Annotated in this window: 19 protein-coding genes; 6 read left to right on the top strand and 13 right to left on the bottom strand. The window is 65.7% G+C overall.

Annotated elements, in window-relative coordinates:
• The first annotated feature begins 22 nt into the window (after window positions 1-22).
• Window positions 23-724, top strand: a complete 702-nt coding sequence (locus AC1RQP_RS23585; RefSeq protein WP_165935710.1) for a FecR family protein — start codon at window positions 23-25, stop codon at window positions 722-724.
• A gap of 2 nt (window positions 725-726) precedes the next feature.
• A complete protein-coding gene (locus AC1RQP_RS23590; protein WP_492938676.1) occupies window positions 727-1,896 on the top strand; it encodes a hypothetical protein in 1,170 nt (389 codons plus the stop codon).
• Window positions 1,897-2,137: 241 nt separating this feature from the next.
• On the opposite strand, the gene AC1RQP_RS23595 is transcribed toward AC1RQP_RS23590, so the two are convergent.
• From AC1RQP_RS23595 to AC1RQP_RS23605, 3 genes are all read right to left on the bottom strand, one after another.
• The gene (locus tag AC1RQP_RS23595; RefSeq protein ID WP_492938677.1) at window positions 2,138-2,626 is read right to left on the bottom strand and encodes a VOC family protein; all 489 of its coding nucleotides are present in this window, start codon (window positions 2,624-2,626) and stop codon (window positions 2,138-2,140) included.
• A 35-nt stretch (window positions 2,627-2,661) separates the two neighbouring features.
• On the bottom strand, window positions 2,662-3,090 hold the full coding sequence (locus AC1RQP_RS23600; protein ID WP_492938678.1) for a VOC family protein: 429 nt from the start codon (window positions 3,088-3,090) through the stop codon (window positions 2,662-2,664).
• Window positions 3,091-3,220: 130 nt separating this feature from the next.
• Window positions 3,221-3,730, bottom strand: coding sequence for a cupin domain-containing protein (locus AC1RQP_RS23605; protein ID WP_024341406.1), 510 nt, complete (start codon window positions 3,728-3,730; stop codon window positions 3,221-3,223).
• Between the two features lie 128 nt (window positions 3,731-3,858).
• Here AC1RQP_RS23605 and AC1RQP_RS23610 point away from each other — a divergent pair, with 128 nt between their 5' ends.
• Window positions 3,859-4,077: a CsbD family protein gene (locus AC1RQP_RS23610; protein WP_239621783.1), complete on the top strand. Its 219-nt coding sequence runs from the start codon at window positions 3,859-3,861 to the stop codon at window positions 4,075-4,077.
• A gap of 170 nt (window positions 4,078-4,247) precedes the next feature.
• Here the strand turns inward: AC1RQP_RS23610 and AC1RQP_RS23615 are convergent, their stop codons facing one another.
• From AC1RQP_RS23615 to ggt, 5 genes are all read right to left on the bottom strand, one after another.
• On the bottom strand, window positions 4,248-4,712 hold the full coding sequence (locus AC1RQP_RS23615; protein WP_239621782.1) for an FKBP-type peptidyl-prolyl cis-trans isomerase: 465 nt from the start codon (window positions 4,710-4,712) through the stop codon (window positions 4,248-4,250).
• A gap of 60 nt (window positions 4,713-4,772) precedes the next feature.
• Window positions 4,773-7,064, bottom strand: coding sequence for a xanthine dehydrogenase family protein molybdopterin-binding subunit (locus AC1RQP_RS23620; RefSeq protein ID WP_492938679.1), 2,292 nt, complete (start codon window positions 7,062-7,064; stop codon window positions 4,773-4,775).
• A gap of 2 nt (window positions 7,065-7,066) precedes the next feature.
• On the bottom strand, window positions 7,067-8,083 hold the full coding sequence (locus tag AC1RQP_RS23625) for an FAD binding domain-containing protein (protein ID WP_492938680.1): 1,017 nt from the start codon (window positions 8,081-8,083) through the stop codon (window positions 7,067-7,069).
• Window positions 8,084-8,087: 4 nt separating this feature from the next.
• The gene (locus AC1RQP_RS23630; RefSeq protein ID WP_492938681.1) at window positions 8,088-8,699 is read right to left on the bottom strand and encodes a (2Fe-2S)-binding protein; all 612 of its coding nucleotides are present in this window, start codon (window positions 8,697-8,699) and stop codon (window positions 8,088-8,090) included.
• 166 nt (window positions 8,700-8,865) lie between these two features.
• A complete protein-coding gene (gene ggt / locus AC1RQP_RS23635; RefSeq protein ID WP_492938682.1) occupies window positions 8,866-10,452 on the bottom strand; it encodes a gamma-glutamyltransferase in 1,587 nt (528 codons plus the stop codon).
• A 194-nt stretch (window positions 10,453-10,646) separates the two neighbouring features.
• On the opposite strand from ggt, the gene trhO reads away from it, so the two are divergent.
• Together trhO and AC1RQP_RS23645 are read left to right on the top strand one after the other, a co-directional pair.
• A complete protein-coding gene (gene trhO, locus AC1RQP_RS23640) occupies window positions 10,647-11,429 on the top strand; it encodes an oxygen-dependent tRNA uridine(34) hydroxylase TrhO (protein ID WP_492938683.1) in 783 nt (260 codons plus the stop codon).
• On the top strand, window positions 11,419-11,637 hold the full coding sequence (locus AC1RQP_RS23645; RefSeq protein ID WP_492938684.1) for a SlyX family protein: 219 nt from the start codon (window positions 11,419-11,421) through the stop codon (window positions 11,635-11,637). Before trhO ends, AC1RQP_RS23645 begins: the two co-directional genes overlap by 11 nt.
• Before the next feature lie 6 nt (window positions 11,638-11,643).
• Here the strand turns inward: AC1RQP_RS23645 and AC1RQP_RS23650 are convergent, their stop codons facing one another.
• Window positions 11,644-13,554, bottom strand: coding sequence for a diguanylate cyclase (locus AC1RQP_RS23650; RefSeq protein ID WP_492938685.1), 1,911 nt, complete (start codon window positions 13,552-13,554; stop codon window positions 11,644-11,646).
• Between the two features lie 175 nt (window positions 13,555-13,729).
• Window positions 13,730-13,945 (bottom strand): hypothetical protein, encoded by a 216-nt coding sequence (locus AC1RQP_RS23655; protein ID WP_239621774.1) that lies wholly within the window; start codon window positions 13,943-13,945, stop codon window positions 13,730-13,732.
• A gap of 104 nt (window positions 13,946-14,049) precedes the next feature.
• Here AC1RQP_RS23655 and hemE point away from each other — a divergent pair, with 104 nt between their 5' ends.
• Window positions 14,050-15,084, top strand: a complete 1,035-nt coding sequence (hemE, locus tag AC1RQP_RS23660) for a uroporphyrinogen decarboxylase (RefSeq protein WP_492938686.1) — start codon at window positions 14,050-14,052, stop codon at window positions 15,082-15,084.
• Window positions 15,085-15,354: 270 nt separating this feature from the next.
• On the opposite strand, the gene hemC is transcribed toward hemE, so the two are convergent.
• From hemC to AC1RQP_RS23675, 3 genes are read right to left on the bottom strand one after another with little or no spacing between them, the layout of a single operon-like run.
• On the bottom strand, window positions 15,355-16,335 hold the full coding sequence (hemC, locus tag AC1RQP_RS23665; protein ID WP_492938687.1) for a hydroxymethylbilane synthase: 981 nt from the start codon (window positions 16,333-16,335) through the stop codon (window positions 15,355-15,357).
• Between the two features lie 25 nt (window positions 16,336-16,360).
• Complete coding sequence (locus AC1RQP_RS23670; RefSeq protein ID WP_492938688.1) at window positions 16,361-17,986, bottom strand: GMC family oxidoreductase; 1,626 nt, start codon at window positions 17,984-17,986, stop codon at window positions 16,361-16,363.
• 53 nt (window positions 17,987-18,039) lie between these two features.
• Window positions 18,040-18,630 (bottom strand): TetR/AcrR family transcriptional regulator, encoded by a 591-nt coding sequence (locus AC1RQP_RS23675; protein ID WP_492938689.1) that lies wholly within the window; start codon window positions 18,628-18,630, stop codon window positions 18,040-18,042.
• Window positions 18,631-18,778: the final 148 nt, after the last annotated feature.

Raw genomic sequence — 18,778 nt, forward strand, 5'->3', positions numbered from 1 at the left:
GGACATATCGATCGGTTGCGAAATGAATTTGCGTTTTTGGCTTTTCTCCATCCTCTCGTCGGCCGCATTGTGCGCCGGCTCCAGCGCGCAGGCGCAGACTCGCGTCGGCGAAGCCGTCGTGATCCAGAACGAGGTCGTGCGCGTGGCCGCGACCACGACGCCGATCAATGTCGGCGACAGCATGCTTCGCGACGAGACCGTGCGCACCGGCGCCGACAGCGCGGCGCGTTTCGTGATGGCGGACAGCACCAATCTGTCGCTCGGCCCGAGCGCCACGCTGAAGCTCGACCGCACCGTCTTCAACGACGAGCGCAGCTATCGCGACGTCGCGATCCGCATGACCACCGGCGCCTTCCGCTTCGTCACCGGGCGTTCCGACAAAGCCGCCTACAAGATCACGACGCCGCTTGCGACCATCGGTGTGCGCGGCACCACGCTCGACATCCTCTCGCAACGCGGGCGCTCGGTGGTCGTGCTTCAGGACGGCGCGGCCAGCGTCTGCACCAAGAGCTCCCAGTGCGTGCAGCTCACCCAGCCAGGCGACACCGCGATCATCACCTCGACCGGCGGCAAGGTGAGCATCACCAAGTCCAATACGCCGCCCTGGACGTTTGCCGCCAATTGCGCCGCGAGTGCCGGACTGTGCGCGGTCAACCAGTACGCCGGCGCCTCGCCGACCATCATGCCCGCCGTCCAGGACGACGGCATGCTGTGCGGGCGCTGACGATGACGAAATATCGCTTCCGGCGCCTGATCCTCATCGGCGTGCTGACCGCATTGGCCGCGTTTGCGCTTGTCGCCTCGGGGGCCCGCCCGGTGGCTGCGCAGGCGTCGGAGTGCGGGTCCGAGTGCGGCGAGCCGACGCCTTATCCGTCGCCGACCTACTCGCCCTCGCCAGCGCCCTCCCCGAGTCCATCGCCCTCACCAAGCCCTGCGCCCTCACCGTCGCCGAGCCCGTATCCTTCCCCCAGCCCGTATCCGTCGCCGGCCCCGACACCGACCGGCGCGGCTTCCAGCGGCAATTCGATCGTCGGTCTCGCCAACCAGCGCTTCAACCAAATGATCACCAACCGGGTGCTCGGCACGGTGCTGCTCGGCGTCAACGAGCAGGTCAATTGTGGTGACTGCATCAGCGCATTCGGCTCGGCCGGCTCGTTCTCGGCCGGCATCCACGGCCGCAAGGCGCTGACCAACAATCTGTCGCTGCTCGCCGGCATCGCCTACACGCATTACGACGAGGGCGGCTACAAGATTACGAGCGCACCGATCGGCGCTTTCGCGTTGCGCTATGACTTCACCGATTGGGGCTCGTCGCGGCCGTTCTTCGACGTCGGCACGATCCTGACGCCATGGGAGAAGGCGCGCTACACGCGCAGCTACGACACCAGTCTCGGCCCGGTGAGCGTGACCAGTTCGACCAACGCCTCGAACTACGCCGTCTACGGTCGCGCCGGCTGGATAAGCCGCCTCTCGCCGCGCGACGAGGTCGCGGCCTCGATCGAGGTCTGGCAGCTCTGGCAGCGCGTCTCCGGCTATAGCGACAGTACGGTGGCCTTCAATCCATTCGACGCCAGCATCGCTGATGGCACCGACCGCACCAGCCTCGTCAAGATCGGCGGCCAGTGGACGCATCTCTTCGGCAGCAACATCGAGACAAACATCAATGGCGGCTGGGTGCAGTCGTTTGCGAGTCACAGCGGCATCGTCGCCACCGTGACCGGCAACGGCACGGTGGTGCCGACCATGGGCAACCAGGGCTGGTTCGAATATGGCGGCCGCCTCGGCTTCCGCGTGCAAAAGGGCTGGATCGTGGATCTCTTCGCCAACGGCACGTTGGGCCCGCAGCCGGTCGGGAACACGATCCACGCCGGCGTCGGGCTGCGGATCAATTACTGAGAGACTTGGCGAGGTCTCGTAGGATGGGCAAAGCGAAGCGTGCCCACCAACTTTCCCAGTTGTGGATGGATGGTGGGCACGGCGCTTTGCGCCTTTACCGACCCTAGGGCTCTGCCATGTCCCGCGAAGGCCGGACATCCAGTACGCCGCGGCTTCTCCGTATCACGTCACTGTCTGGGAGTACTGGATCGCCCGGTCAGGCCGGGGCGATGACAGTGAATGTGTGGCGCGAGCATGGACCTCACGCCGCCGGCTTGCCCTCGAACGCACGGCGCAAGGCTTCGACATCCAGCTTGACCATCTTCATCATGGCCTGCATCGCGCGCGCGGCCGCTGCCTTGTCCGGGCTCGACAGGAACTCGAACATCACTTTCGGCACCACCTGCCAGGCCACGCCCCAGCGATCCCGGAGCCAGCCGCACTGCTCTTCCTTGCCGCCATGGGCGAGGAACGCGTTCCAGACGCTGTCGACCTGGGCCTGGTCGCCGCAATGGATCATCAGCGAGATCGCGTGGGTGTATTCCATCTTCATGCCGCCATTGAGCGCGACCAGCGGCTGTCCGGCCACCGTGAACTCGACGACGAGCACGGAGCCCTCCTTGCCGGAGGGGCCGTCCGAAACGTTGCGCTGGACGTGCGTGATCTCCGAGTTCGGAACGAGCGAGACGTAGAATTTGGCGGCGTCCTCGGCATCGCCGTTGAACCACATGCAGGGCACGAGCTTGGACATCGTGAATGCTCCTCTTCAGATCTTCTGGGCTCGGATCAGGCGTTCGCCATCTCGGGCTGCAGAGGGGCGGCCGCGAGATCCATCCAGTTCACACCCCACATATGGCCGTCGGGATCCTCGAAGCTGCGGCCGTACATGAAGCTGTATTCGTCCTTCGGGCTGGGATCGGCCACGCCGCCTGCCGCCGCGGCCTTGCCGACGATATCGTCGACGTCGCTGCGACTGTCCGCGGACAGGCAGAACAGCGCCTGGTTCGAGGTCCTGGCGTCCGCGATCGGCTTCGGCGTGAACTGGCGGAATTTGTCGTGGGTCAGCAGCATGGCGAAAATGGTCTCGGAAAAGACCATGCAGCTCGCGGTCTCGTCGCTGAATTGCGGGTTCTTGACCGCACCGACCGCCTCATAAAAGGCGGTCGCGCGCTTGAGGTCGGTCACCGGCAGGTTGACGAAGATCATCTTGGGCATCGGAAGCTCCTCGGGTGGGGTTCTGCCCAAGGACGGACGGCCAGGCCGCCATCCGACACCGCTTCCGGTTAATTTTTCGGACCCCGATCTGCGGGGTTCCGTCGCACCGAACCCCGCGCGCCGGGCAGCCTTACTTCTTCTCGTTGGGATCGCGGTGCACCGGGTCGATCCAGAGCACGGTCTCGGGCTTCTCCACCGGCTCGATGTCGAGATTGATCGCCACCGCCTCGCCGTCGCTGCGCACCAGCACGCATTCCAGCACCTCGTCCGGGCTGGCGTTGATCTCCTGGTGCGGCACGTAGGGCGGGACGAAAATGAAGTCGCCGGGGCCGGCTTCCGCGGTGAACTGCAGGCTCTCGCCCCAGCGCATCCGCGCCTTCCCCTTCACCACGTAGATGACGCTTTCGAGATGGCCGTGATGATGCGCGCCGGTCTTGGCATCCGGCTTGATGCTGACCGTGCCCGCCCACAATTTCTGCGCGCCGACGCGAGCGAAATTGATGGCGGCCGCGCGGTCCATGCCGGCCGTCGAGGGCACGTTGGTGTCGAGCTGGTTGCCCGGAATGACGCGCACGCCGTCATGCTTCCAGCGATCATGATCGTGGTCATGGTGGGAATGCGAGTGGTCATGGCCGGTCATGGGTACTTGCCTTCTGTTGGTTCGTGCGCGGCAAACTAACCCAAAGCCGCAGCCGCAAGCCATACTAAAAATGGAACCCTCGTAGCCGCTCGGCGTTGCCATTGCGAGCAAACCGAGAGGAGAATTTCATGGGTAGCACCACTGACAAGATCAAGGGCACCGCGAACGAGGCGATCGGCAAGGCCAAGCAGGGCATCGGCGAAGCCACCGGGTCCGATCGCATGAAGGGCGAAGGCGTGGTCCAGGAAGTGAAGGGCAAGGGCCAGCAGGCCATGGGCGACGCCAAGGATGCCGCGAAGGATGCCATGGATCGCGCTGCGGCCGCGGCAAAACGCGCGGCCGAGTGACGGCCCGGCAATCTGAATGCGAAAAGACCGGCCGAAAGGCCGGTCTTTTTGTTTTGTCTTGCTCGCTACGTCATGGCCGGGCTTGTCCCGGCCATCCACGTCTTTGCATGCGGTTCGAAGAACGTGGATGCCCGGGACAAGCCCGGGCATGACGACGTCCGGCTACGCCGTCACTTCACCGCGAGCAATTCCACGTCGAACATCAGGGTCGCGTTCGGCGGAATCACGCCGCCGGCGCCGCGCGCGCCATAGCCGAGCTGCGGCGGGATGATCAGCGTGCGCTTGCCGCCGACCTTCATCGAGGCAACGCCCTCGTCCCAGCCGGCGATGACGCGGCCCTTGCCGATCGGGAATTCGAACGGCTCCTTGCGATCGACCGAGGAGTCGAATTTCTTGCCCTTCTGGCCGTTCTCATAGAGCCAGCCGGTATAGTGCATCACGCAGATCTGACCGGGCTGCGGCGAGGCACCGGTGCCGACGGTGGAGTCGATGATCTGCAAGCCTGAAGCTGTGGTCATGGTCTTTCCTGCGGTCTGGGCCGAGGCCGTGGTGGAAACGAAATCGGACACGCCACCAATCACGGTGATCGCGAATGCCGACACGATAGCGAGGAGCATGCGCTGAAAACGCTGCATAGGGCACCTTCCATTTGAGGCGGGAGGTGTCTAACCCAACGACGTCGCCGTTTCCACCCCTCAGACCTCGATATTTTCCAGCCGTACCGGCAGCTTGCGGATGCGCTGGCCGGTGGCGTGATAGATCGCGTTGCAGATCGCGGCGTTGGTGCCGACATTGGCAAGCTCGCCGAGCCCCTTTGCGCCCACCGGATTGATGTGATCGTCCTGCTCGGAGAGCATGATGACCTCGACGCTGGGCACATCGGCATTCACGGGCACGAGATAGTCGGCGAGATTGTCGTTGACGTAGCGCGCATTGCGCTCGTCGATCTCGGTGGCCTCCAGCAGCGCCGAGGACATGCCCCAGATCAGCCCGCCGATCAGCTGGCTGCGCGCGGTGCGCGGATTCATGATCCTGCCTGCAGCGAACGCGCCGACCAGCCGGGGGCAACGGATCTCGTGCGTGAAGCGGTTGACGCGGACCTCGACGAACTCGGCGCCGAAGGCGTAGGCGATCTTGTCCTTCATCTGATGGCCGCCGACGAGCCGAGGCTGCCCGGCATGCATGGCCCTGAACGAATCCGGCGGTGCGCCCTCCGGCTTCCATTCGCCATATTCCTCGACAACGCCAACGCCAAGCGCATCGAACGCCTTCTCGATATCGAGCGGACGGTCGCTCTTCGCCGGCTGGGTCGACGGGGCCGGGCTGATGCCGACGGTTTCCCTGGCCTTGTCGGCGAGGCTGTCGCTCGGCATCACCGCCTTGAACAGACGCTGCCGGATTTGATCGCACACCATCATCACAACGGAGCAGGTGCTGGCGGTCGAGTTGGAGCCGCCCGCAACCGGCGCGGGCGGCAAGTCGCTGTCGCCGATGAAGACCCCCACTTTATCAAGCGGCACGCCGAGCCGCTCGGCCGCCGTCTGGGCGATGACCGTGTAGGCGCCGGTGCCGATCTCGTGGCCGGCGATCTCGACACGGGTGCGGCCATCGCGCTGGAGGCGCACGCGCGCGGCGGACGGCGCCATCTGCGTCGGATAGCAGGTGGCGGCACAGCCGTAACCGACCAGCCAATCGCCCTCCGACATCGATCTTGCCTGCGGCGAGCGCTGCGACCAGCCGAACGCCTTGGCGGCCTCGTCGAAGCATGCCATCAGCGACCGCGACGTGTAGGGCTTGCCGTCAATAGGCTCGGTGGTGGTGTCGTTGATGCGACGGAGCTCGACCGGATCCATGTTGAGCTTCACGGCGAGCTCGTCCATCGCGCTTTCCAGCGCGAACAGATACGGCACTTCCGGCGGCGAGCGCATGAAGCCGGGCGTGTTACGGTCGGCCCGCACGATCGACACCAGGCTTTCGACATTCGGGCACGCATAGAGCCGCGTCGTGGTCTTGGTGCCGCCAACACAATAGGCGTCGGGGCGCGAGGAGATTTCGGCTCCCTCATGCCTCAAGGCGACCAGCCTGCCGTCCCGGCTCGCACCGAGCTTAATCTCGTGCCGCGTCTCGGCGCGGTAGGTCGCGATGGTAAAGCCCTGGTCGCGGGTCGGGACCAGCTTGACCGGGCGGTTCAGGCGCTTGGCAATGCCGGCGATGATGGCGGTGCGCGGCGTCATCGAGCCGCGCGAACCAAAACCGCCGCCGACATAGGGATTGACCACGCGCACCTTGTCGGCGTCGATGCCGAGCTGCTCGGCCACGCCGTTCTTCAGGCCGTGGACATACTGACTCCCCTCGTAGATGACGAGATTGTCGCCCATCCAGACGCAGCTGGTCGTGAACAGCTCCATCGGATTGTGGTGCTGCGTCGGCGTGTCGTAAGAAGCGGTGAGCTTGACCTCGGCCGCATCGAAGGCCTTGGCGAAGTCGCCGACCTCGGGATCTTCCTTGAACTGGGCGTTCTGTCCCTTTGCGGCTGCCGTAGTCGTTCCCGGCGATTCGAAGCTCGCACTCGGTGCCGTCGCCGTATAGCTGACCTTGACGCGATTGGCGGCCTCGCGCGCCGCCTCGTAGCTTTCGGCAATGACCACAGCGATGATCTCGCCGTCATGCGCGATCTCGGCCGATTTCAGCGGCTGGATCGTGGTGCCGGCATAGCCGCCATTGCTGAAGAGTTTCGGTTCCTTCAGCTTCGGGGCGTTGTCGTGCGTAATGATGTCGATCACGCCGCGGACGCTTCTAGCGTCATCGAGATCGAAGCGGTCGATGCGACCCCTGGCGATGGCGCTGGTGACCAGGAACGCGTAGGCCGGATTGTCCAGCGGCATGTCGGAGGCGTAGGTCGCACGCCCCGTGACCTTTGCGGCGGCATCGTAGCGCGGCACGGGCTGCCCCATATTCGCCTTGGGCGCGGGAGCTGCAGCGGTCATGGTCAGATCTCCATCGTTACGGCCTGCTGAAGCGCGCGTGCCACCACGCGCCTTCCGAGTGCGATCTTGAAGCTGTTGTGCCGGCGGCCACGGGCGTCCGCAAAGGCGGCATCGGCCACACGCCGTGCCAGCGCTTCGTCGAACTTCTGCCCCTTCAATAGCGCCTCCGCCTCGCGTGCCCGCCATGGCACGGTGGCGACACCGCCGAGCGCGACGCGCGCGTCCCTGATCGTGCGGTCCTGCACGTCGAGCGCGATCGCAGCCGAGGACAGCGCGAATTCGTAGGATTGCCGGTCACGCGCCTTGAGATACACCGAACGGGGCCACCGGCCTTGGATCGAGAAGGCCGAGATCAGCTCCCCGGGCTGAAGCGTGGTCTCGATGTCGGGCGTACTGCCCGGCGCCTTGTGAAGCTGCGCGAAGGGCATGGTGCGCGTGCCGGCCTTGCCGGTGATCTCGACCACGGCATCGAGCGCGATCAGCGCCTGCGCGAAATCGCCGGGATAGGTCGCGATGCACTGGTCGGAGACGCCGAGCACCGCATGCATGCGATGGACGCCGTCCATCGCGGCACAGCCGGAGCCGGGATTGCGCTTGTTGCAGTTCTCATAGGAGACATCGCGAAAGTAGTTGCAACGCGTCCGCTGCATCACGTTGCCGCCGAGCGTCGCCATGTTGCGCAGCTGGGCGCTGGCGGCGAGCTTCAGCGAATCTGCGATCACCGGATAGCTGCGCTGGATCTCGCCATGGGCGGCGACGTCGGACATCTTTGCGAGGGCGCCGAGCCGCAAGGCCTCGCTGCCTGGCTCGATCGCCGACCAGGCGTGGGCCAGCGGATTGATGTCGACGATCGCGGTCGGCCGCATCACGTCGAGCTTCATCAAATCGATCAGCGTGGTGCCGCCGGCAAGCGGCTGTGCCACCGCCTTCGTCAGCGGATTGTTGGCGGCCGCGGCGGCGCCGAGCGCCCGCACGGCCATATCGGGGTCGGATGCTCTCTGATACGAAAACGGTCGCATGCGCCTAGCCTTTCATGATCTCGGGTGCGGCCTGCTTCACGGCAGCGACGATGTTGGGATAGGCGGCGCAGCGGCAGATGTTGCCGCTCATATACTCGCGGATGTCGGCCTCGCTCCCCGCGTGTCCCTCCTTCACGCAAGCCACGGCGGACATGATCTGGCCGGGCGTGCAATAGCCGCACTGGAGTGCGTCGTTATCGACGAAGGCCTGCTGCATGGGATGCAGGCGGTCGTCGGTGGCGAGGCCCTCGATCGTCGTGATCTCCTGCCCTTCGGCTGCGAGCGCCAGCGTCAGGCACGACACCACGCGGCGATCGTCGATCAGCACCGTGCAGGCGCCGCACTGGCCGTGGTCGCAACCCTTCTTGCTGCCGGTGAGCTTGAGATGCTCACGCAGCGCATCGAGCACCGTGGTGCGCGCATCGATGCTCAGGCGCTTGTCCTTGCCGTTGACGTGCAGCGTGACCTCGACGGGAAGCGACGGATCCTGCGCGACGGGCGCCGTCGCATCCTGCGCAACCGCACGCGCCGTCATCGGAACCAGCGCAGTTCCGGCAGCGCCGGCCATGAAGGCGCGCCGATCGAATGATGTTCTGGAACTTGATTTGTCGGACATGGGCCGGCCTCCGCCGCGATCTGAAAAGCAGCGCACGCCTGCACTGCTCATCGCCCCTTAACCTGGAGCAATGAGTGCAGTTCCGAACGAGAAAGGGCGGCGCGGCAAATGCCGCGCCGCCCTTCGTCAACTTTTCCTGATCTGCCGCGCGGAACTCCGCGCGAACTCAATAGCCGAGGGCGCAGCCGTCCTTGCGCGGATCGGAGCCACCGGTGAGCGTGCCCTTGTCCCAGTCGATCCAGATCGCCTGGGCGCCGCCGAGCGGGCCGACCACGCTGGTGGTCTTGTGGCCAAGCTTCTTCAAGCCTTCGACGATCGCAGCCGGCACACCGTCCTCGAGTTGATATTGGCCCTCGTAGTGCAGGCCGCGCGGCATGTCGATCGCCTCCTGCACGTCGCAGCCATAGTCGAGGATGTTGGTCAAGACATGGGTCTGGCCGGTCGGCTGATACTGTCCGCCCATCACGGCGAACGGCATCACGGAGCGTCCACCCTTGGTGAGCAGGCCCGGCATGATCGTATGCAGCGGGCGCTTGCCGCCTTCGATGCAGTTGGGATGGCCGGGCTGGATACGGAAGCCGCCGGCGCGGTTCTGGAACAAGACGCCGGTCTTGTTCGAGACGATAGCGGAACCAAAGGAATGCGCGATCGAGTTGATGAACGAGCAGACGTTGCGGTCCTTGTCCACGACCGTGATGTAGATGGTGGAGGGGTTCATCGGCGGCGCGACATTCGGCAGGTCGAGCATGCCGTCCATGCGGATCTTGCTGATGTACTCGTCGGCAAAGCCCTTCTCGAGCATCTCGGCGACGTTGATCTTCATGTGCTCGGGAGAGGCGACGTGCATCTCGCGGTTCATGTAGGCGATGCGGGCGGCTTCCGCCTCGAGATGGAAACGCTCGACGCTGACGGGCGCGTACTTGGTCAGATCGAAGCGCGACAGGATGTTGAGCATCAGGAGCGCGGTGACGCCCGGGCCGTTCGGCGGGCACTGCCAGAAGTCGTAGCCCTTGTACATGGTGCCGATCGGCGTCGCTACCTCAGTGGTATGCGCGGCGAAATCGTCGAGCGTGTGCAGGCCGCCGATTCCCCTGAGGGTCTCGACCATGTCTTCCGCGATCGGCCCCTTGTAGAAGGCGTCGCGGCCGTCCTTGGCGATCGCGCGCAGGGTCTTGCCGAGCTCGGCCTGGCGAATGACGTCGCCGGCCACCGGCGGCTTGCCGCCCGGCAGCAGGTAGCGCACGGTGTTGGTGCCATTCTTCAGCTTCTCGAATTGGTTCTTCCAGTCGAAGGCGATGCGGGGCGCGACGACGTAGCCTTCCTCGGCCGCCTTGATCGCGGGCTGAAGCAGCCGGTCGAAACCGAACTTGCCGTGGTCGCGCAGAACCGTCGCGAAGGCATCGATCACGCCGGGGATCGAGACCGCATGCGCCGAGGTCAGCGGCACGGAGTTGATCTTGCGCTCGAGATACCAGTCGGCGTTCGCCGCCTTGGGCGCCCGGCCGGAGCCGTTATAGGCGATGATCTTGCCCTCGCCGCGCGGCTGGATCAGCGCAAAACAGTCCCCGCCGATGCCGGTCGATTGCGGCTCGATCACGCCGAGCAGGGCAGAGGCGGCAACGGCCGCGTCCACCGCCGTGCCGCCATCGCGCAGCACCTCGATCGCCGCGAGCGAGGCTTGCGGATGCGAGGTCGCAACCATCGCGTTGGTGGCATGGACCGTGGACCTGCCGGGGAAATGGAAGTTTCTCATCGAATTTCTTGCTCTCTTGGCCGTCGGCGCGAGTGGCGCGCCATCTCGAAAACCGCGTCTACATGACACATTCCGGCCCGGCGGGGCAATGCTGGCATACCAGGAAAATGGCTGCCATCTGCTGGGCGTATGGAGTTCTCGACGCCGGCAGCCATGGGTTTTCCGGATGGCTGCCGCCTGCTAAACGAGCCGCCATGTCTGATCCGATTTCGGCCACCAAGGTCGCGGCCTTCTATCAATTCGTCGCCCTCCCCGACTACCGAGAGCTGCGCGAGCCGTTGCGCGCCTTCTGCGCCGGTCTCGCGCTGAAGGGCAGCGTGCTGCTGGCGCAGGAGGGCATCAACGGCACGATCGCCGGTGCGCCGGAGGCGATCGATGGCTTCGCCCACGAACTCGCACACGGCGACATGTTCGGCGGCAGGCTCAACAATCTCGAATTGAAATTCTCGACCGCGGACGCGATGCCGTTCGGGCGGCTCAAGGTGCGGTTGAAGAAGGAGATCGTCACGCTCGGTGACGAGGCTGCCGATCCGAGCCGCCAGGTCGGCACCTATGTCGATGCCACCGAGTGGAATGCGCTGATTGCGAAGCCCGACACGCTGCTGCTCGACACCCGCAACGCCTTCGAAGTGGCCATGGGGACGTTCGAGGGCGCGGTCGACCCCGGCATCAAGAGCTTTGGCCAGTTCAAGGACTTTGCCGCGATTGAGCTTGATCCGGCCAAACACCGCAGGATTGCGATGTTCTGCACCGGCGGCATCCGCTGCGAGAAGGCGAGCGCGCATCTGCTCGCGCGCGGCTTTACAGAGGTCTATCACCTCAAAGGCGGCATCCTCAAATATCTCGAGGAGGTGCCCGAGGCGGAGAGCCGCTGGCGCGGCGAATGCTTCGTGTTCGACGAGCGCGTGGCGCTCGGCCACGGTTTGCGAGAACTTGGCTTGCGCGAACGGGAGAAGGGGCACGGCCGTGACGAATGAGATCAAGACGCTGAGCGAGCGCATCGACACGCTGGAGACGCGCCTTGCCTACCAGGACGACACGATCGAGACGTTGAACCAGACCATCACCGCACAGTGGACACAGATCGACTCGCTGACGCGGCAGATCGCGCAGCTCAACGACCGGCTCCAGGAGGCCGAGGCAAATGCGCCGGGGCCCGCCAACGAGCGTCCGCCGCATTATTGATCGGTGTTACTGGCCGGACGCCTTGGGCAGCAAGTTCAGGTTCATGACCTCGCCGGACATCACCAGGCGGTCGCGGCCTGCGTCCTTGGCGGCGTAGAGCGCCCGGTCGGCAGCCTCGACCAGCGAGGCCACTCCCGCCGTGCGCTCCAGCGCCGGCCGGCAGGTCGCGCCGCCGGCCGAGACGGTGACGCATCCGGCCGGCAGATTGGTGCTATGAACGAGGCCGGCCCCGTGAATAGCACTGCGGATCTGCTCGCCGATCCGGGCGCAGCCGGCGGTGTCGATGTTCGGCAGCAGCACGGCGAACTCCTCGCCGCCATAGCGCGCCGCCAGATCACCGGCGCGCTGCGTCTCGGCCGCGATGATCTTTGCGACCAGACGCAGGCAGGCATCGCCGGCGGGATGGCCGTATTCATCGTTGTAGGCCTTGAAGTGGTCGACGTCGATCATCAGCAAAGCGAGGCTGGAGCGGTCACGATAGGCGCGCGCCCACTCCTCCTTCAACCGCTCGTCGAAGCGGCGACGATTGGCAAGGCCGGTGAGGCTGTCCTCGATCGCAAGCGTCTCCAGCCTGGTCTCCAGCCTCTTCTGCTCGGTGATGTCGCGCGAGATCGCGACGACGCCATCGACGTTGCCGTTGCCCTTGCGTGTCACCCGCATGGTCGATTCGAGCCAGACTTCGCCGTTCTGCCGGTGCGCGTTGCGGTAGGTCAAGCGCGCCTCCTCCTTCTCGCCACGCTTCATGGCGTCGACGATCGCCTGGACCTCCGGCAGATCCTCCGGATTGATGCCCGCAAGAGCCGGCGTGCCGATCAGCTGATTGGGACGCCAGCCGACGACGCGGACCGACGAGGGCGAGACATAGCGCAGCCGCTCGTCGAGCCCGACGCGCGTCACCATGTCGCTGGAGCCTTCGGCGAGCAGGCGGAAATGCACCTCCTTCTCGGCCAACGCGACGGCCATGCGCTGGCCCCGGTGCAACTGCCGCACCAGCACGCCGCCGATGACCGCGATCAGCATCACCAGCGCGAGCACGTAGAGCATGCGGGAGATTGCCGCGGCGCGCCAGGGCGCGAGCAACTCGTCCTTGCCGACCGTGGCAACCAGGAGGAGCGGGAAACGGCTGCTGCGATTGAAGAAGCTGACGCGTTCGGCACCGTCCGGCGGCGACTTGAAGTGATAGGCGCCGCTCGGCCGTTGCAGGCTCGGCTCGCGGAAGAAAGGCGTGTCGGCGAAGCTACGTCCGACGAACTTGTCGTTGCCGGGATCGCGCGCGAGGATCATGCCGTCGCGGTGCGCCAGTGTCACGGAGCTGTTGCGGCCGATCTCGAACTGCTCATAGAAATGCGAAAGATATCTGGAGCTGATGGTCGCGAGCACCACGCCGCCGAAGCTGCCGTCCTGCTTGTTGAAGCGGCGTGACAGAGGGACGACCCATTCGCCATCGAGCAGGCTCTTCACGGGACCGCCGACATAGGCCTCGCGCTTCGGCGAGAGCTGGTGATACCGGAAGAGGGCATCGTCGCTGAGGGTCGAGCCGATCGCGCCGGGCGAGGTCAGCCAGTTGCCCTGACCGTCGATGATGTCGAGGCTGTGGATGCGCGGGATCGCCTTCTTGCGCGCGTCCAGGAGGTTTCCAAGCTTGGCCACCGTGGCTGGTGCAGTGCCGTCCATCTCCAGCCGGCTGACCACGCCGACCACGCCAGAGTCCAGGAGATCGAGACTGTCCTCGGCATGCTGGGTCAGCGAACGTGCGACGTTCGCCATCTCCGTTTCGGCGCCCTTGAGCACCGCCTCGCGTGCCGCCCACTCGCGCCAACTGCTGCCGCCGAGGATGATCGCGCAGGTCAGCACGACAAAGGCCGCCGCGCGCAGCGGCAGGCGGCTCCATCCAGCTCGTTGGGTAACGGCGCTCACGCGGCAAGGTCCTCCGATTGATCGGAAACTCTGCCGCTTCTGTTATCGAATTCTGAACCCGCTACCGGAATGCGCGGCGATTCGAGCCGCTTCCAGTAGTCCTACGGACGCAACAATCGGCGCATTGCTAACAAGGCATTAGCGACCCTGCCGGAATCCGGCGCGCCCGACGCTGCTAGCTGAAGATGGCCTTAACCTTGTCCCAGAGCGAGGGATGGTCGGCATCCGCATCGGCTTTCGAGGGCGTCGGCTGCGCGGCGCTCACGGGATCGGAAGCCGGGAACGTATCCTGCAGCCCGGCGTCGAGCTTGGCGTTGCGGTCGGCAGCGAGCGCCTCGCGCGGGTCTTCGGCATGCTTGTCGTGCGGCGCGGGATTGAATGTCTCAGCCATGATCTCCTCCATGGGCTGATCAACGCGGTCCGATCGCGCTGGTTCCCCTGTTCCGCTGAGGGCTGGGGGTGTATCAGGAACCATAACCTTCTGCAGGATCATTCGTGCCCCAGTCTCCGACGAAACCTTTCATCGACGTGCTCTCCGGCCAGCGCCAGACCATCCCGCCGCTGTGGATGATGCGCCAGGCCGGGCGCTACCTTCCGGAATATCGCGAGGTGCGCGCCAAGGCAGGCGGCTTCCTCGATCTCTGCTTCAACCCGGAGCTTGCGGCCGAGGTGACGCTGCAACCGATCCGCAGGTTCGGCTTCGATGCGGCGATCATCTTCTCCGACATTCTGGTGATCCCCCATGCGCTCGGACGCTCGGTGCGGTTCGAGGTCGGCGAGGGCCCGCGGCTCGAGCCGCTGGACGATCCGGCCAAGGTCGCGACGCTGGCGCCGCGCGCCGACCTGGGCAAGCTCGCGCCGGTGTCCGAGGCGCTGAAGATCGTGCGCGGCGCGCTCGATCCCAAGGTCGCGCTGATCGGCTTTTGCGGCGCGCCCTGGACGGTTGCGACCTACATGGTCGCGGGCCACGGCACGCCGGACCAGGCGCCGGCGCGGATGATGGCCTACCGTCATCCGGAGGCGTTTGCGAAGATCATCGACGTGCTGGTCGACAGCTCGATCGAATATCTGTTGGCACAGCTCGCCGCCGGTGCCGACGCGCTACAGATCTTCGACACCTGGGCCGGCGTGCTGCCGCCCGCCGAGTTCGCGCGCTGGTCGACCGAGCCGACGCGGCGCATCGTGGAGGGCGTGAGGGCCAAGGTGCCGGATGCGAAGATCATCGGCTTCCCCCGCGGGGCCGGTGCGCTGCTGCCCGGCTATGTCGAGGCAACCGGCGTCAATGCGGTCAGCATCGACTGGACCGCAGAGCCGGCCTTCATCCGCGAGCGCGTGCAAAGCAAGGTCGCCGTGCAGGGCAATCTCGATCCGCTGGTGCTGATCACAGGCGGTGCCGCGCTCGACCGCGCGGTCGACAATGTGCTGGCCAATTTTGCGCAAGGGCGGCTGATCTTCAATCTCGGCCACGGCATCCAGCCGGAAACGCCGATCGCCCATGTCGAGCAGATGATCAAGCGCGTGCGGGGTTGAACGGCGGGCGGACTCTCCGCATCGTCATGGCCGGGCTTGTCCCGGCCATCCACGCCTAACCAAGCGGTACCAAGAACGTGGATGCCCGGGACGAGCCCGGGCATGACGACCTCATGTGATCGCGCTCCAACAAAAACCGCGAAAACAACCCCATGCACAGTAGACAAGTCATTGAAAACCTTGGGCTGGCATGGCTCGTCCCGCCCGTTTGAAACGTCGGGCAAAACAGGCGCAGAACGACGTGACCGCCGATGGTGATCTCGGCCGGACTCAGCGCGGCCGGCTGCGCTCGATGATCTCGGCCGCCCCCTTCGCCAGCAGATCCAATCCCACGGCACGCCCGAGCTCGCGGGGGCGGTTGGCGGGCCCCGCGCGCGAGGCTTCGATGATGGTGTTGCCGGAGAGATCGAGCACGGAGGCGGTGAGCGACATCTGATCGCCCGTGATGGTCGAGAACCCCGCGACCGGTGAATTGCAGTGGCCGTTCAGCACCCACAGCACCTCGCGCTCGGCATCGGCCGAGGCGTGCGCGGCGGGATCGTCGATCGATGACAGGATCTGCCGCGTCTGCCAGTCCTGCGCAGCGCATTCGACGGCGACGATGCCCTGCCCCGCCGCCGGCAGCATCTCCGCCGCGGTGAACTCATAGGCGATGCGGTTCGCCAGACCAACGCGATCGAGGCCGGAACGCGCCATGATCAGCGCATCGGCAGGCCCGACCGCGCCGCCATCCGGCAGGCGCTGCTTCTCGCCATTGTCGAGCTTGCGCACGCGCGTGTCGGCGGCCCCGCGGAAGTGGATGACCTCGACATCGGGAAACAACCGCCGCGCATAGGCCGCTCGGCGCACCGCGTTCGTACCGATCTTGAAGCCCTGGCCGCGGGACTGGCGCAGCGCCTCCAGGGTCACGCCGTCGCGCAGCACCAGCGCGTCGCTCGGCGGATCGCGCGACAGCGTGGCGCCGATGACGAGGCCGGGCGTATCCTCGTTCCCCGGCATGTCCTTCAGCGAATGCATCGCTGCCTGGAGCTCGCCCGACAGCACGGCGGCGCGGATCTGCGCCACGAAGGCGCCGCCCTTGCCGCCATGCGGCAAGAGCTTGCTGGTCTGGTCGAGATCGCCCGTGGTGTCGAACTTGACGATCTCGACATCGAGACCAGGCACGGCGGCTGTCAGGCGGCGCGCGATTTCTTCCGTCTGTGCCAGCGCCATGGCGCTCTTGCGTGTGCCGATCCTGAGTCGTGTAGCCAAGTCGTTCTCCATCCCGGACGCGCGCTCAGCGCGCATCCTCCAATATCATGTCGGAGGCCTTTTCGGCGATCATGATGATCGGCGCGTTGGTGTTCCCCGAGACGAGATCGGGCATGATCGAGCCGTCGACGACGCGAAGGCCTTCGAGGCCCCTCACCTTCAGCCGCTGATCGACCACCGCGAGCGCGTCGTTGCCCATACGACAGGTCGAGGTCGGATGATAGATGGTGCTGCCGCGCTCGCGGCAATAATCCAGTATCTCCGCGTCCGTCGATACCTTCGCCCCGGGATCGTACTCGCTGACCACGAACGGCTTCAGCGCCGGCGCGTTCAGGATCTTGCGCAGGATCTTCAGACCCTCGACGTTGGTGGTGCGGTCGGTCTCGGTCGACATGTAGTTGATGCGGATCTCCGGCGGCACGGTCGGGTCGGCGCTCTTGATGCGCAAGGTCCCGCGGCTCTCGGGCCGGAGCTGGCACACTGACGCCGTGAAGCCGGAGAAATCGTGCAGCTTCTCGCCCATCTTGTCGGTCGAGAACGGCAGGAAGTGGACCTGGATGTCGGGCGAGGCGAGCCGCGGGCTGGTCTTGAAGAACGCGCCCGCCGTGCCGGCCGCAATCGTCAGCCAGCCCTTGCGGAACAGCGCGTAGCGTGCGCCGGCCATGGTGCGGCGAAGCGGATGATTGACGGTGTCGTTCAGCGTGATCTTCTGCGAGCAGCGCATCACGATGCGGACCTGCATGTGGTCCTGGAGATCGCGCCCGACGCCGGCTGCGTCCAGCACTACATCGATGCCGTGCTTGCGCAGGAGATCGGCAGGACCGACGCCGGAGAGCTGGAGCAGCTGCGGCGAGTTGTAGGCGCCGCTCGACAGCACGATCTCCTTCCGCGCCCGCACGCGGCGCAATACCGCGCCTTGCCGATATTCGACGCCGACCGCGCGACGCCCTTCGAACAGGATACGCTGGCCGAGCGCGGACGTCTCGATCTTCAGATTGCTGCGCGTCTTGGCGGGTCCGAGATAGGCCACCGCCGTCGAGGCACGCCGGCCGTTGCGCGTCGTGGTCTGGAACAGGCCGACGCCCTCCTGCGTGGCGCCGTTGAAGTCGGGATTGTAGGGCAGGCCGGTCTCGACCGCGGCGTCGATGAAGGCTTTCGACAGCGGATCGGTGACGATCATGTTGGACACCGGCAGCGGACCGCCCGTGCCGTGATACTGATCCGCGCCGCGCGATTGGTTCTCGGCCTTCTTGAAATACGGCAGCACGTCGTCGTAACCCCAGCCGGTGTTGCCGAGCTGGCGCCAGCGGTCATAGTCCTCGTGCTGGCCGCGGACATAGAGCAGGCCGTTGATCGAGCTCGAGCCGCCCAGCGTCTTGCCGCGCGGCTGGAACACCTGGCGCCCCTTCAGCTCGGGCTCCGGCTCGGTCTGGTACATCCAGTTGACCGTCTTCTCCTTGAACAGCTTGCCGTAGCCGAGCGGGACGTGGATCCAGATGTTGGAATCCTTCGGGCCGGCTTCGAGCAGCAGCACGCTGTGCTTGCCGCTCGCGGAGAGCCTGTTGGCGAGCACGCAGCCGGCGGAGCCGGCGCCGACGATGACGTAGTCGAATTCGGGATCGGACGGCGCGAGGGAGGAATTTGCGTTCATGCGCTACTGTTCTTCTTGTTGGTGTGGGCGTTTCCGTCGTTCACTTAGCACAATCATTCGCGCACGCGCAGCGCCTCGACCAGCGACTTGAACGCACGGGCATATTCCGCGCCTGCCCTTGCGATGTCAGCGCGTCCGGCGCAGGCGACCGCGGCTTCCGTGACTGCGCCGAGCAGCAGCCGCGCCAGCGGCTCGACCGGCTGGCGGGCGATCAGGCCGGCCTCCATGGCAGCCGCAATCGCGCGCGGCAGCTTGCCGCCAAAATGCCTGGCGTCGATCTCGCGCCAGCGTTCCCAGCCGAGTACGGCGGGACCGTCGCGCAAAATGATCTGGCCGGTCGGGCCCTTCGCGGTCGCCGCAAAGTAATGCTGGGTGCCGGCGACCATTGCGGCGAGGACGTCCTTCTCGGCCCGTGCGGTGCGGTCGATCTCGGCAACGAGATCGCGCGAGACCTGGTCGAACACGGCTTCGAACACCGCCTCCTTGGTCTTGAAGTGATGATAGACCGCGCCCTTGGCGACGGCGGCTGCCTCGGCGATCTCGTCCATGGTGGTGGCGGCAAAGCCATGCGTCCCGAACAGACGGCGCGCCGCCGTCAGGATCGCCTCCGAAGTCGCCGCCCGTCGCTCCGCCTGTTTCGCCATCACTCTCGTCTCCACCTCTCCCCGACGGGGAGAGGTCGGATTGCGCAGCAATCCGGGTGAGGGGCCGCAACAGTCGGTGGGACCGTAACCCTCACCCGGATCGCATCGAAAGATGCGATCCGACCTCTCCCTTCGGGAGAGGTGTTCC

It is taken from the genome of Bradyrhizobium sp. GW821-FHT13H06, assembly GCF_058803975.1.

Excerpts from the sequence above, each read along its gene's own strand:
- AC1RQP_RS23625 (WP_492938680.1), bottom strand. The coding sequence starts at position 8,083 with ATGCGACCGTTTTCGTATCAGAGAGCATCCGACCCCGATATGGCCGTG.
- AC1RQP_RS23610 (WP_239621783.1), top strand. The coding sequence starts at position 3,859 with ATGGGTAGCACCACTGACAAGATCAAGGGCACCGCGAACGAGGCGATC.
- AC1RQP_RS23595 (WP_492938677.1), bottom strand. The coding sequence starts at position 2,626 with ATGTCCAAGCTCGTGCCCTGCATGTGGTTCAACGGCGATGCCGAGGAC.
- AC1RQP_RS23590 (WP_492938676.1), top strand. The coding sequence starts at position 727 with ATGACGAAATATCGCTTCCGGCGCCTGATCCTCATCGGCGTGCTGACC.
- AC1RQP_RS23620 (WP_492938679.1), bottom strand. The coding sequence starts at position 7,064 with ATGACCGCTGCAGCTCCCGCGCCCAAGGCGAATATGGGGCAGCCCGTG.
- ggt (WP_492938682.1), bottom strand. The coding sequence starts at position 10,452 with ATGAGAAACTTCCATTTCCCCGGCAGGTCCACGGTCCATGCCACCAAC.
- AC1RQP_RS23605 (WP_024341406.1), bottom strand. The coding sequence starts at position 3,730 with ATGACCGGCCATGACCACTCGCATTCCCACCATGACCACGATCATGAT.
- AC1RQP_RS23615 (WP_239621782.1), bottom strand. The coding sequence starts at position 4,712 with ATGCAGCGTTTTCAGCGCATGCTCCTCGCTATCGTGTCGGCATTCGCG.
- AC1RQP_RS23675 (WP_492938689.1), bottom strand. The coding sequence starts at position 18,630 with ATGGCGAAACAGGCGGAGCGACGGGCGGCGACTTCGGAGGCGATCCTG.
- AC1RQP_RS23670 (WP_492938688.1), bottom strand. The coding sequence starts at position 17,986 with ATGAACGCAAATTCCTCCCTCGCGCCGTCCGATCCCGAATTCGACTAC.
- trhO (WP_492938683.1), top strand. The coding sequence starts at position 10,647 with ATGTCTGATCCGATTTCGGCCACCAAGGTCGCGGCCTTCTATCAATTC.
- AC1RQP_RS23630 (WP_492938681.1), bottom strand. The coding sequence starts at position 8,699 with ATGTCCGACAAATCAAGTTCCAGAACATCATTCGATCGGCGCGCCTTC.
- AC1RQP_RS23655 (WP_239621774.1), bottom strand. The coding sequence starts at position 13,945 with ATGGCTGAGACATTCAATCCCGCGCCGCACGACAAGCATGCCGAAGAC.
- AC1RQP_RS23585 (WP_165935710.1), top strand. The coding sequence starts at position 23 with ATGAATTTGCGTTTTTGGCTTTTCTCCATCCTCTCGTCGGCCGCATTG.
- AC1RQP_RS23600 (WP_492938678.1), bottom strand. The coding sequence starts at position 3,090 with ATGCCCAAGATGATCTTCGTCAACCTGCCGGTGACCGACCTCAAGCGC.